This window comes from Paenibacillus roseus (assembly GCF_016424485.1).
Classification (GTDB): Bacteria; Bacillota; Bacilli; order Paenibacillales; family Paenibacillaceae; genus Paenibacillus_D; species Paenibacillus_D roseus.
Genome location: NZ_JAELUP010000020.1, coordinates 92,693 through 105,433, shown reverse-complemented (window position 1 = coordinate 105,433; position 12,741 = coordinate 92,693). Strand labels below are relative to the sequence as shown.

General features: G+C 50.7%; 15 protein-coding genes. 3 read left to right on the top strand and 12 right to left on the bottom strand.

Going from position 1 to position 12,741, the window contains the following annotated elements:
• Nucleotides 1–463: 463 nt before the first annotated feature.
• The 4 genes from JFN88_RS07690 to JFN88_RS07675 form a co-directional block, all read right to left on the bottom strand.
• Nucleotides 464–643: a hypothetical protein gene (locus JFN88_RS07690; RefSeq protein WP_199018739.1), complete on the bottom strand. Its 180-nt coding sequence runs from the start codon at nucleotides 641–643 to the stop codon at nucleotides 464–466.
• 225 nt (nucleotides 644–868) lie between these two features.
• On the bottom strand, nucleotides 869–1,111 hold the full coding sequence (locus JFN88_RS07685) for a hypothetical protein (protein ID WP_199018738.1): 243 nt from the start codon (nucleotides 1,109–1,111) through the stop codon (nucleotides 869–871).
• The gene (locus tag JFN88_RS07680; RefSeq protein WP_199018737.1) at nucleotides 1,104–1,343 is read right to left on the bottom strand and encodes a hypothetical protein; all 240 of its coding nucleotides are present in this window, start codon (nucleotides 1,341–1,343) and stop codon (nucleotides 1,104–1,106) included. Before JFN88_RS07680 ends, JFN88_RS07685 begins: the two co-directional genes overlap by 8 nt.
• Entirely contained in the window at nucleotides 1,340–1,567 is a 228-nt protein-coding gene (locus JFN88_RS07675; RefSeq protein WP_199018736.1) for a helix-turn-helix domain-containing protein, read from the bottom strand. The genes JFN88_RS07680 and JFN88_RS07675 overlap by 4 nt, the downstream gene beginning before the upstream one ends.
• A 148-nt stretch (nucleotides 1,568–1,715) precedes the next feature.
• Between JFN88_RS07675 and JFN88_RS07670 the strand changes: the two genes are divergently transcribed.
• Both JFN88_RS07670 and JFN88_RS07665 read left to right on the top strand, forming a co-directional pair.
• The gene (locus tag JFN88_RS07670) at nucleotides 1,716–2,219 is read left to right on the top strand and encodes a helix-turn-helix domain-containing protein (RefSeq protein WP_332908447.1); all 504 of its coding nucleotides are present in this window, start codon (nucleotides 1,716–1,718) and stop codon (nucleotides 2,217–2,219) included.
• Nucleotides 2,220–2,221: 2 nt separating this feature from the next.
• Nucleotides 2,222–3,397: a tyrosine-type recombinase/integrase gene (locus JFN88_RS07665; protein WP_199018735.1), complete on the top strand. Its 1,176-nt coding sequence runs from the start codon at nucleotides 2,222–2,224 to the stop codon at nucleotides 3,395–3,397.
• Nucleotides 3,398–3,547: 150 nt separating this feature from the next.
• Here JFN88_RS07665 and rlmD read toward each other — a convergent pair whose 3' ends face one another.
• From rlmD to JFN88_RS07645, 4 genes are all read right to left on the bottom strand, one after another.
• Complete coding sequence (gene rlmD / locus JFN88_RS07660; RefSeq protein ID WP_199018734.1) at nucleotides 3,548–4,984, bottom strand: 23S rRNA (uracil(1939)-C(5))-methyltransferase RlmD; 1,437 nt, start codon at nucleotides 4,982–4,984, stop codon at nucleotides 3,548–3,550.
• Between the two features lie 94 nt (nucleotides 4,985–5,078).
• The gene (locus JFN88_RS07655; protein ID WP_199018733.1) at nucleotides 5,079–5,993 is read right to left on the bottom strand and encodes a diacylglycerol kinase; all 915 of its coding nucleotides are present in this window, start codon (nucleotides 5,991–5,993) and stop codon (nucleotides 5,079–5,081) included.
• A gap of 77 nt (nucleotides 5,994–6,070) precedes the next feature.
• The gene (locus JFN88_RS07650; protein ID WP_199018732.1) at nucleotides 6,071–6,883 is read right to left on the bottom strand and encodes a sirohydrochlorin chelatase; all 813 of its coding nucleotides are present in this window, start codon (nucleotides 6,881–6,883) and stop codon (nucleotides 6,071–6,073) included.
• Nucleotides 6,884–6,887: 4 nt separating this feature from the next.
• Entirely contained in the window at nucleotides 6,888–7,178 is a 291-nt protein-coding gene (locus tag JFN88_RS07645) for a YerC/YecD family TrpR-related protein (protein WP_199018731.1), read from the bottom strand.
• Nucleotides 7,179–7,550: 372 nt separating this feature from the next.
• On the opposite strand from JFN88_RS07645, the gene JFN88_RS07640 reads away from it, so the two are divergent.
• On the top strand, nucleotides 7,551–8,147 hold the full coding sequence (locus tag JFN88_RS07640) for a hypothetical protein (RefSeq protein ID WP_199018730.1): 597 nt from the start codon (nucleotides 7,551–7,553) through the stop codon (nucleotides 8,145–8,147).
• A 237-nt stretch (nucleotides 8,148–8,384) separates the two neighbouring features.
• Here the strand turns inward: JFN88_RS07640 and JFN88_RS07635 are convergent, their stop codons facing one another.
• From JFN88_RS07635 to JFN88_RS07620, 4 genes are all read right to left on the bottom strand, one after another.
• Nucleotides 8,385–9,386: an inorganic phosphate transporter gene (locus JFN88_RS07635; RefSeq protein ID WP_199018747.1), complete on the bottom strand. Its 1,002-nt coding sequence runs from the start codon at nucleotides 9,384–9,386 to the stop codon at nucleotides 8,385–8,387.
• A gap of 16 nt (nucleotides 9,387–9,402) precedes the next feature.
• Complete coding sequence (locus JFN88_RS07630) at nucleotides 9,403–10,011, bottom strand: DUF47 domain-containing protein (protein WP_332908446.1); 609 nt, start codon at nucleotides 10,009–10,011, stop codon at nucleotides 9,403–9,405.
• A 518-nt stretch (nucleotides 10,012–10,529) separates the two neighbouring features.
• Entirely contained in the window at nucleotides 10,530–11,627 is a 1,098-nt protein-coding gene (locus JFN88_RS07625) for a DUF3048 domain-containing protein (RefSeq protein ID WP_233167544.1), read from the bottom strand.
• Nucleotides 11,628–12,007: 380 nt separating this feature from the next.
• The gene (locus JFN88_RS07620; RefSeq protein WP_199018729.1) at nucleotides 12,008–12,739 is read right to left on the bottom strand and encodes a GntR family transcriptional regulator; all 732 of its coding nucleotides are present in this window, start codon (nucleotides 12,737–12,739) and stop codon (nucleotides 12,008–12,010) included.
• Nucleotides 12,740–12,741 lie beyond the last annotated feature (2 nt).

Here is a 12,741-nt window from a genome sequence, read left to right as displayed (position 1 = left end):
ATATATATAGTAGTATATATACTTACTAGTAGTAGTAGTAATACTACTACCGCTGTTACTCTTTAATTCCTTGCATTACCTGCTGGAGTTCTAGAAAATACATAATGCACCTCGGATTCTTAGGAGGGGTCTAAAAAGTTTTTCAAAGACAGAAAGTTTCTAACCGCTGTAAGTACCCCTAAGCGTTTCCGGCGCATTTATATATGCTGAACATACGTTCGTATAACCAAAATCAGCTATAATCAGCCAAATTCGCTGTTTTTCAGGTTTGATAATGTACCCTGTCTAGCCGCCGATTTTTATTTCCTCCTTGTAGCTACGTTTTACTTCCATTTTCGTATTTTGTCCTCTATCCGCCCTTCTTCATAACCTCTAGCCGTAGACCATTCCATGACCGTACAATCCCTAGCGTCGTCAGACGGTCAGTACAGCCGTGGCGTCTTTAAAGGGCGTAGGAACGTCTTCAAGCCTGGTTAATCCCGCTACGCGGCCCTACGGTCGCCAGAAGCTGCCGCTGCAAGCGTCGCAGCCAGTAGCGTTCCTGTGCTTGCTTGGCCTTATCCGGGTTTCGCTTGCGCCATTCACGCCCCCAGGCCGCCTTATAGGCCCGTCGGGCTTCTGCCTTTGCTTCGCTGTTATCCAATTCGCCGCCCCTTTCATGGAAAATGAAAATAGGCTTCCTACAGCACGTATTAATTACGCATGTTAGGAAGCCCGTTTGTGGCCGTCCAGCGGCCCCGCATCATGGCCGAACAGCGTACCGCTTGCTGTTCGTTACACCTGGGGATTTTCTTCGGTCGAACCCCCGCAAACGCCTTTAAGTTGTCTATGAATATAGATAAATTTTATCATTGCAAATGCGGGGTGTCTATGCTTCAACGCACGGCGCTGTGAACGCCAACCCCTTCTGGAATGCCTGGCGAACCGCTACGCCTTGTGCTTCCGCTAAAGCATGTTCCAGGGCATCTAGCGCTGCTTTGCCTTCCTGGTCAAGGTCAAGACGGTCATTCAGCAATTCCAAAAGCCGAATTGCTTCATCCACTAGTTTATTGTATTCCGGATTCGTGACAACTGAATTTTCGATTTCATCTAACACGCGCTCGTCAATCATTGCCGTTTCCTCCTTCGAATTTTGAAATAATGCTGTCGCGTTTCTGGCGCAATTGCTCAATACAGGCTGTATAAATCTCCCGGTCAGGCTCTGTAACGCTTTCGCGATTTACGATTAATTCCTTTGCCAGCGCGACATGCTCCCGCGTAATTTCCATAAGGCGGTCACCGTATTCGCTATCAACAGCCAGCCAAACTGCTTTACGGCTGAATTTCCGAACTTCTCCGTTCATTGTACAATCTCACCTTTTTCATTCTCCCTAGCACCAGTTGGAATTTTGTTGGAGGGCTGGTTTTCAAGCCACTCCACAACCTTTTCCTGCTGGAATAAGATACGCCCCCTCACTTTCACATGCGGGATACGACCGGGGCCAGCTTCCCTTACTCCTGCGTAGACCGTTGATGGACTAACCCCTAAAAAGTCTGCAAGCTTTGCAGCATCCCATAAAGCACTCATTGGCAAAACCCCTTAATATTGATATCTGCAATAAATTGCTATTTGCAATATTATCATAAATCATTTTATTTCAGATTGCAATTATAATATTGCTATTTGCGATATTCTCGTTTATTATTTCTGTTATAAGGAGGCGTGGCGCTTGGAAGTGAATAATTTTGGAGAGTACCTCAGAGCGATAAGAAAGGCTTCGGGTCTATCTATGGCCGTACTGGCCGAACAATCAGGAGTGTCCCAGCCGTATATCTCGCAGATAGAACGTGGGGAGCGCGGGCCTTCGCCGGAAATTTTGAAAAAATTAGCTTCCGCACTTGGTACCAACTATTCAGAGTTAATGTTGAAAGCGGGCTATGTACCCGAAGAACTGGCGCAGAAAATTGACCAACTAACACTCTTAAAAGGGTTGCATTCAGAATATCAGCAAGCAACGAAACGTGTAGAACAAGCAGACAAAGAATTGGAAGCAGCAAGAGCGGAACGAAAGGCCGCAGAACATGACCTGTCTTGGCTGGAGGAAATGGGGCGCGTAACAGAATTAATGGAGTTTTTGAGCAAATCAGACATTACCTACAAAGGCAAGGTTCTGTCCGATCATGACAAGCAACGTATAGCTGGTGTAGTAGAATTTCTATTTGCGGAAAGAGAGGGGTAAAATTGGCCAATATTGTTAAGCGCGGGAAAGACTCTTGGCGACTAACGGTAAACTGCGGCAAGGATGCAGAAGGTAAATACATTCGTCACACGAAAACCGTAAAGTGTCGTACCAAGCGAGAAGCGGAAAGCGAGTATGCAAAGTTCAAAATGGAAATTGAAACAGGCCAGTACATTAAACCGCAGCGCATGACGTTCAGCGCATTTATGGAAGAGTGGCGGGAAAAGTACGCAAACGAACATTTAGCAGAGCGGACGCTTTACACGTATGATTCCAACTTAAAGCTTCGAATTCTCCCGACATTTGGGCATTATCGGATGGAGGATATTACACCTCTATTAATCGCAGACTACCTGAAATCGCTTGGCAAGACCGGGGGCAGAAAAGACGGAAAAGACGGCAGCTTGTCGTCAGGCTCCGTCCAATACAATCACAGGATTCTCAAAAACATTTTTTCACGGGCGGTCGAATGGGAGGTTATAAAACGGAACCCGGTCGCCCCAGTGCAAAAGCCGAAGGTAAGCTATAAAGACGTCTTACCGTACGATGAAACGGAAGTCAAAACGCTCATGCAGGCACTAGAAAAAGAACCGATACACTGGCAAGTCATGGTCAAACTTGCGATACACACAGGCCTACGGCGCGGGGAATTGCTGGCGCTGGAATGGCGGCATGTGGACTGGGATCGCGGCCATATAGAGGTACAGCAAAGCGTATCGTCCACTACAGCCGGAGTAGCAAAGGTTAAGGAGCCGAAAACGAAGAAATCCCGGCGTAAGGTAGGCTTGTCGGCGGCAATGCTGGAACTCTTACGCGAATACCAGCGGCACCAAGCCGAAGAACGGAACGCTATAGAAGACTGGCAGGGCGGCGATAAACTATTCATCTTCGCGCACCCAGACGGCAAGGCCTTCCATCACGAACGTCCGTATCAGTGGTTCAGAATATTCCTTAAAAAGAACAGGCTACGCTATATCCGCTTCCACGATCTGCGGCACACAGCGGCAACGCTTTTGATTAATCAAGGCGTTCACGCTAAAGTAATTGCAGAGCGGCTGGGACATGGTGACATTACAACAACGATGAACATTTACGGCCATGCGCTGCAAGCTGCCGACAAGGACGCGGCAAACAAGGTCAGCGACATTCTGTTCCTCCCAGCCAGGAAGACGAAATAAAGACGACGTTCGTCTGCCCTGAACGTCGTCTGAAGATAGATTCGCACCAATTTCGCACCAACCGCCGCAAAACCCCGCTGTTATAGTCCAAAAAAACTTTCTGTACCAACCCCGAAACCCCTTATAAATCAAGGAAAATTAAACCCTGTATTAATTCTTAACCAGTAAACAAACACTTTCGATATGCACCGTCCACGGAAACATATCCACCGGCTGTACTTCCACCGCCCTGTACCCGCCGTCTTCCAGCACTCGCAAATCCCTTGCCAACGTCGAAGGATTACAGCTCACATACACTACCCGTTCCGGCTTCATCTTCAGAATCGTGTCCAGCAGCGCAGGGTCGCAGCCCTTGCGGGGCGGATCAACGACGATGACATCGGCGACGATGCCTTCCTCGCGCCAGCGCGGAATGACAACCTCGGCCGGGCCCGCCTCGAACTCGGCATTCGTAATCCCGTTCAGCGCCGCATTGCGCCCCGCATCCTCAATCGCCTCCGGCACAATCTCAACGCCGTACACTCGTCCCGCCTGCCGTGCCAGGAACAACGAAATTGTTCCAATACCGCAGTAAGCGTCAATGACCGTCTCCGTACCGCTTAATCCCGCGTATTCCACCGCATTGCGGTACAAGGCAACCGTCTGCAACGGATTCACCTGATAGAACGATCTTGCCGAGATTGCAAAACGAATGCCGTCCAGTTCGTCATAGATAACCTCACTGCCCCACAGAACCTTCGTCTCCTCGCCGAAGATGACATTCGTCTTCTTCTGATTCACATTCTGCACAATACTGGTCACGTCAGGCAGCGCTTCGCGAATCCCTTCAATCCACTTCTCTACCTGCGGAATACGGGAGCCATTGGTGATCAGCACTACCATGACCTCGCCGCTGACAAAACCGCTCCGTACCATCACATGGCGCAACAAGCCACGGCCGCTCTCCTCATCATAGGCGGTTACGCCTAGCTTCCTGCCGATCTGCTTCACCTTGCGAACAGCATCATCATTGCGCTCATGCTGGATCAGGCACTCATCCATATCAATAATGCGATGACTGCCGCGCGCATAAAACCCGCCCACGAGTGAATCTGGTGTCCCTTGACCTGCACCACCCATCCCGATCGGCACTTGCGCCTTATTCCGGTAGCGCCATGGCTCGTCCATCCCGATTGTGTCATGCACGATGATGCCCGCTCCACGCTGTCCTACCCCTGGCACTCCTGCATCTGCATCTCCATCTGCAATTTGCAGCTTCCCGATCCGCTGCAAATTGTCAATGACATGCTGCCGTTTCCAGCGAAGCTGCGCTTCGTAGCTCATATGCTGCAGTTGGCAGCCGCCGCATTGCTCGTAGATCGCGCAAGGCGCATCCACGCGATCCGGGCTCGCCTTCAGCGTGTCGAGCAGCTTGGCATAGCCATATTGCTTTTTCACTTTCAATACCTTGGCCCGCACCTGCTCGCCGGGCAGCGCCCCCTGTATAAAAAGGGTAAAGCCGTCCACACGGCCTACCCCTTCGCCATCATGCGTCAAGCCGATTACATCGGTTACCACGACATCGTTTTTTTGTACTGGTATACTCATTATTTAACTGCGCTCCGTTCCATTGCCTTCTTCATTTCTTTTAACTAAAGGGTGAGCGCCCCGCTCCCCCGAAATCTTTCACACGCTTAATCTCCTAATTATACGACGAATGCCCGGATTCATCGACAATAATCGGTAAATGCGCCGGCAGCACCTGGAATGCACCCGGCAGATTGCCGCCATACTCGCCGTCCAGGTTGATTTGCACGTAATCCGGCGTCGTCACGGTCATTTGGTCCGTGCGGAAATGAATAACATGCGGATCGTTCAAATGCTCGCCGCGCAACGCCATCGATGCAATGCGGATAAACTCCGGCAGATTACACTTGCGCAATACAATGACATCGAACAAGCCGTCATCCAGGCTCGCCTCCGGCGCCAGCCGCTCAAAGCCGCCTACGGAATTGCTGTTGCAAATCAGGAACAGCATAATTTCTTCATGAATCGGCGCAAAGCCATTGCCCTGAATCAGCAACTCTGTCGGCCGCAGCCGCACCATCTTCTCCAGACCCTTCATATAGTAAGCCAGCTGCCCAATCATCGTTTTCAGCTTGCTCGGCACCTCATACGTCAGCTCGGTCAGCGAGCCCCCACCCGCAATATTTATAAAATAACGATCATTGGCCTTGCCGACGTCCATCATCCGCGTATACTGTTGAATGATCAGATCGCACGCATATTCCCAGTGCTTCGGGATGCCAAGCGCCCGGGCAAAGTCGTTCGTCGTCCCTAACGGCAAAATACCCAGCGGCGGCCTGTACTCCTGCTCGGCCATGCCGTTGATAATCTCATACAACGTCCCGTCACCGCCTGCGGCAATGATCATGTCGAAGCCGCGTTCTATCGCCTCCGTCGCTGCCCGCGTCGCATCTCCTTCTCCGGTCGTGGCATGACAACTTGTTTCAATACCGCCCATTTCAAGCCGCTGCAAAATATCCGGCAGACGCCGCTTCATCTCCTCACGGCCCGAGGTAGGATTATAGATTAATCGCGCTCGTTTATAGTCCATTCATTTCCCGCTCCTTTCACTGCCGGAACGCATTGCCTTTTATTTTTGATTCTGCGTTTACTCGTGCTATTCTTGTGCTAGTGTTCAGCCTCCACTTCTGCAACAGCATGTTCACCAGCAGCGATCCGCTCCAGCCATTCTTCAATCTGCTGCTCCATCCATCTTGTGACAAAAGGGTGCGGCAGCAACGTTCTTCCATTATATCGATATTCCAGCCCGTCCAGCCTTGTCGGGATCACTTTATTTGTAAAATAACCCTTGCTCAAAAAGAGCGGCACCACGAGTACCGCCCGCTGCGGGGCCTTGTTGTTCATCGCACGCAGCACGCACGCCGCCTGATTCGGCAGCAGCATTGCCGTACGGGCACCCGCGAAGCCGCCCAGTTCGCGCACCCGCTCCGCAAGCTGGGCAAGCCCGTCGCGCCAGCGTCCGTGAAATATCTTCTCCCGGCTGCCATGTCCGATCAGCAGCAATTCCTCCTGCTCAGGCTGCTCCGACAGCTCCCGGATATTCTCATACAGCAGCTCGGCAATGAACGGATCGTTGTCGATCGGTTGCCCGTATTCCACACGGGCAGTGCGAATTGCGAATGTCGCCAACTCACCTTCACGGTCCGGAGATACCCGCGGCTCGCCGAAACCCTGTCCGATATCGTCCACATGCGTACTGCCCGAAGACACAAAGAGCGGAAGCACGTACATATCCGTTACGCCTTCCGCCTCCAATTGATCAATGCCGTCCTGAATCAAACGCCCTTCCACAATCTCAAGAAATGCAGAGACAACCGGCACAGGCCGCGTCAGCTTTATCCGAGCCACAGCCTCATCTACCAGCTTAACCCAAGCTTCCTCCCTTGAACCATGGCTGATGACCAGAATGCCAGGCTGCATAAACTTAACGCTCCAGACGCTCTAATGCCAGCTTATAGCCGTCATTCCCATAGTTCAGGCAGCGCTTGACCCGCGAGATAGTAGCCGTACTCGCTCCTGTCTCCGCTTCAATCTGACTGTACGTCGAGCCTTTCCCCAACATGCGCGCAACCTCCAGACGCTGAGACAGCGACTGAATTTCGTTGACAGTACACAAGTCGTCAAAAAAGATATAACATTCCTCTACCGATTTAAGCGTCAATACCGCCTCAAACAGTTGGTCAATGGCTTTATCATTCAATTTTTTCAATTGCATACGATGTATTCACCCCTATATAAGCGTAAACAGCCGTCCAACCGATACCCCGGTATAGCAAGCAGCGTTCCGCAAAACAACAAAATTTTTTCCGCAACAAGCTTGTTCACCTATAAAGCAAGCTTATCTTGTTTTACCGCACATGCATGACTCTTCTACATTGTATAAGTATTGGTATGATTTTTCAACCGTTACCGTATTCACGCTTTACAGAGAAAAAGGAAGGTAAGCACCTTCCCGAAAAACATCGCAAACTTTTACAAATCCGACCAACTCGGGACATTCGTCCAAACCTTATGTTTGCCTACTACATAAACTAACGCAGGATAGACGGAAGTATACGAAAACGTCTGGCGAGCGGACAACGGACTCTTGACACGAACATTATGGAGCCAATTGGCCCTTATTCTCCGTGTCGCAGGCGAAATTTTGAAAAAGGTCGTGATTTCTGTGAATCATCGTTACCCGCCTTCCCATCATTCTCATCCAAGCAGAAACCAGAACGGGCAAGTCTCCGCCTTCCCGGGTCTTTCCGATTCCTTCGGTCAGGGCGGAGGACAAATACCGGGTGGAGCAGATTCCGGCTTTTCACCCGCCAGCACATCTCTGATCCCGAGCGAAAGCAAAGGCCCCCTCTCCCTCGACAAATTAGGAGATATTAAAGGCATCATTGACCGAATGGGCGGCATCGACGGCATCATCGGCACCGTGGGCAAAGTTCAGAAGATGGTATCCAGCTTTCAACAGATGGCCCCCATGTTCAAGCTGCTGATGAGTACTTTTGGCAAAAAGGGCGCATCGACTACCGCATCCGATGACGTCGATGATTGGGATACATCTGCAAGAAGAAGACGTAGACGCGGACGCAAAACTGGCCGGGGACGTGCGCGCCGCCCCTCTGGGACCAGACGACGCACGGGCAGGAGAACCACAGCAGGTCGCAGCTCAAGACGGCGTTCACGCCGCTAGCCGCTTCCCCGCAAACGTAAATCGCCTCACCTTCCTCCGATGCTCAAAAGCTTCGTTGTACGCTCAAAAAAAAGAAAGCTCCCCTGCGCGAATTTCGCGTCGCACATGGCTCCCTTGTCAGGCGGCAGGTTGATTCCATTCATCCTGACCGCTTCAAGGGAGCATGTTTTTGCAGGGAGAGCCTTCTTTGATATCTAATGCTTATGCTTGATAGTTGTTCATCTTGCCGGCTATGGATTACAGCCAGATCCAATTGATCAATTGGAATAGAATCATGCCGAGTACAAGGGAGATCGGGATTGTGATAACCCATGCAATGATGATCCGTCCGGCTACCGACCATTTTACGCCAGAGAAACGCTTGGCGCTGCCCACCCCGAGAATCGAGGAGGTGATTGTATGCGTCGTGCTGACCGGAAAATGCGTAATGGTCGCCGCCAAAATAACCGCCGCGGACGCCGCGTCAGCAGCGAAACCATTGATCGGCTCGATTTTGAATATTTTTGTCCCCATCGTCTTGATGATTTTCCATCCACCGACAGAAGTTCCGAGGGCCATCGCCGTAGCAGCGGACAATTTAACCCACAACGGTACATCCAGATTGTCCTGAACGCCTGCGGCAACGAGGGCAAAGGTGATAATCCCCATCGCCTTCTGTGCATCGTTCGTACCATGCGTGAACGCCTGGAACGCCGCGGTAAAAATTTGTCCCGTGCGGAAGCCCTTGTTGATCTGGTGCGGACTGCGATTGGCAAAAATCTTTTTGAGCAGCCACATCAGGGTGAAACCCAACGTAAAGGCGATCAGCGGTGAGAAGATCAGCGCCTGAATAATGCTCGTAAAGCCGCTGCCGTTAATGCCCGCAATGCCTGCTGCTCCGATAACCGAGCCTGCCAGCGCGCCAATAAGCGCATGTGAGGAAGAGGACGGAATGCCGAACCACCAGGTAACCAGGTTCCATATAATCGCAGCCAGCAAAGCGGCTATGACAATCTGTACCCCGTGCTCCAAATCTGCAGGGTTTGCCACGCTGCCTCCGATTGTCTTCGCTACGCCGGTGAAGGTTAACGCGCCGACGAAGTTCATTGTGGAAGCTAGCAAAATAGCCACCCGCGGCGACAATGCCCGTGTCGATACCGATGTCGCAATCGCATTGGCCGTATCATGGAAGCCGTTAATAAAGTCAAAAGCAAGGGCCAGAAAAACAACGACACATAAGATAATAAAAGCTGAATCCATCATTTAGCCCTCGCTCCTAGCTATTCCGCATCACGATAGATTCGAGTGTATTGGCAACATCCTCACAACAATCCGTAGTCTGTTCCAGACGCTCGTAAATTTCCTTGCGCTTGATCAGTTCAATCGGGTCTTTCTCGGAAGCGAACAGGCTCTTCACACAGACACGCAGCAGATCGTCCGCCTGATTCTCCAACTCGTTAATCGCAATCGCCGGCTCACGGATGGCAAGCAGCTTCTTCTCGCTGAGCAGGTAGATCGCCTTCTTGATCTGGTGCGCGCTGCGAACCAGATTGTCTGCGAAGAGCACAATATACTCATCCGGCTCTTGAATATGATACATCTCAAAACGGGAAGCGCACGCCTCAATACCATCCAGCACATCGTCCAGGGAGGTGGTGAGAGCCATAATGTCCTCACGCTCAATCGGCGTGATGAACGTTTTGTTCAGCTCGGTCAGGATGGTATGCACATAGCGGTCGCATTTGGATTCAAATTCCTTCATATCCTTGGCGAACGCCGGAATATCCTTGAGGTCGGCCACATTTGCAGAAAAGTATTCCACGGCCTCTACAATCGTGTCGGACATCTCTTCAAGCGTCTTGAAAAATATATTCTTTTTCTTCACCTTCGAAAAATCCCCTTTGCAGTGAGCATTATTAGTAAGTTAAAACAACAGCCAGCAGCTCTGAAGCCGACCATCCCCAAGGCCGCAATCACAGACGGGCAATTAGCTCGTCCTGCTCTTTGGCGCAAGCAAATGTGGCTGGGCATCTAGTCATGCCTTGCCTGGGCAACAGTAAGCGGCATGCTCCGCTTATTGCTAAGCTGACCAGCCGAAACTTATCTTAACATACTTTACATGAGAATTGTTAAGGCAATGTCAACGTTTATGAAAAAATATCGCATTTTCTCGAATTTTCTTGATAAGTGTTTTCTACATGTAAAATTTGGAGTTAATACTTCTATATCCATTTACAAAATCATTCAAATTATTTTACATTTGGATGATCTTTCATCCATCCCGAACGACAACTTCCTGCCGCTGCCATTCATGATTTGCTACAATACAATACGAGAACCTTCGCGGACAAAGCAAAAAAGACGCAACCTTTGCGCCTTCATTGTTCGCCAAATCGGCCTACTTTATCCAATGGTCACATGGTCTTCAAACGAAGGCGTCAGCGGCACCAGATGATAATACGTCTTGCCCGGCACAAATGGCAGCTCCTGCCCGTCTTTCATAATACGGATAATATCGTCGGCAGAGCTGCGAACCCACTCGGCCTCCACCATTTTGCCTTCCTGGAACAGCATCGCCGGACCGCCGCCGGTCAGATCAACGGACAGCCGCCCCACATCATCCAGCGTCCGATGACGGGTGCCGAGCACCACCAAGTTGGAAGCCGTCAACTGCTGCTCATTATCCAAATCAATATGCGGCTCCTTGTTGATGAACCGGCTATACAATTTTGTGTTAGCATCGTAGGTATAGGAGACATGATAATTCTTCAGAGAAAAATACAAATCAATTTCTTCCGCCTTTACGCCTGCTGCTGTAGCCGGTGGAACCTCTCCTTCAGCAACAAACGTCATAGAAGGGATTTGTACCTGCTCCGTGTACTTCTTCTGCTGGGCGCCCTCGCGCATTTTCTCCAGATTGGAGTACAGATTATGCGGCGGCTTGCGGAATTTCTCCCGCCAGAAGAACGGACCTGCATTCGAGATTTCATCCAGATGCTCTTTGCGCTGCTGCTGCAGTATCGCATAGCCGTCATTGCTCGCTCCGGCATGGACAAGCACCGCCTTGTACATCTCGCCCATCTCGATCAGATACGGCCGAATGCTGCGGATCGGGCCAATCCGCTCTGTCCCCTCATAGCTCTGGAAGATCGCTACAAGACGGGTGATGCCGCCTTCCGCCAGCACTTCCCATATAATATCGGCATTGGTCAGGCCGGACTGGGGCCGTGCCGCCTTGTAATTGTTTACCATTACGGCAATCGGGCGGGCTTCCGTCTTCTCTTCCAGCTTCAAGCCCGTGAACGGCGCTTTGAATCCCTGCTCTGGTTCTGAAACAGGCGTCACCGGATCGATAATTTCGCCTACATCCCCCTTATTGTTAGGTTCAGAGCGCAGTTCCTTTTCTCCGCCGCAAGCCGAGAGCAGGATCATCGTCATCATTAAAAGCAGCAGCGAACACGACTTTCTGTTCCATTGCATTCTCTTTATTACTCGCAACATACATCCCATCCTTTACAAGATTCGCTGCCGACACCTGTTATTCCTTATTAAACCATACAATGCTGCCTTTGTCTTGGGACCTGCCCTCGTGAAAAGCAGTCAATTGTCAGACCAGCGGTTTGCCGCTTCATTCCCTGGTCATACTAAAGAGCAAAGAAGGAGGTGCTTGCCAATGGCCGGGTTTTTCAACTGGCTGGCTCAAAACTGGCTGGTCGTACTGCTCGTTGCAGGGATAATCGTCGCCGTCCTTTTCATTTACTCGAAGCGGAATGAGCTGTTTAATAAAAATTGAATCGATTGTCCTTATTGCAAAACAAGCCTGTCCAGACCCCCTTTGGCAAAAGGATGATCCGTACAGGCTCTTTCCAGTAGGACATTATTCATGTATCGTAGTTGACGACATAATGGTGCAGGTCCGTATTGTAGCAGCCCATGCTGTATTCAATCAGGTTCCCTTCAGCATCATAAGAATAGCGAATCCGCTTAAGCACCGGTGCTCCAGGCTGCAAGCCAAGCAACTTCGCTGTCTCCGGCGTCGCGAAATCCACCAGGAACCCATCACGGAAATGGTCTAACACCATATTTTTTTCCTCGAGCAGTTCGTACAAAGACTGCATATCGGATACTTCCGACTCGATCACAACGCTTTCACTACCCAGATTCGCCTCGCGCGACAACAGATGAACCATATGAATATAGGGCTGATCATTCAGTACATACAGCCGTTCAATCCGGTAGCATTCGGCGCCGAACAGCTCACGAAGCTCACTACCTTCCTCAAGGCGAACAGGAGCCGACGAAACGAGTTTCTTCTCCAGCCGATGGCCTTCCTCGACCAGCAGCTCGGTGAATCGCTTCCCTTTGGACAGCTTGGATAGGGAGGTGTTCCGAAGCACAATCGTCCCGACACCGCTCTTCTTCTCCACGTAGCCTTCAAGCGACAGCTCGCGAATCGCATTGCGCACCGTCATTTTGCTCACCTGAAATTCCTTCTCAAGCTGCGGCTCGGGAGGAATATTCGTCCCCAGCGGATATATGCCGTGCAGAATCCGATCCTTGACAATCTTTTTTACTTGCAAATACAAAGGCCCTTTTTTCCGCGAAATAGACACCT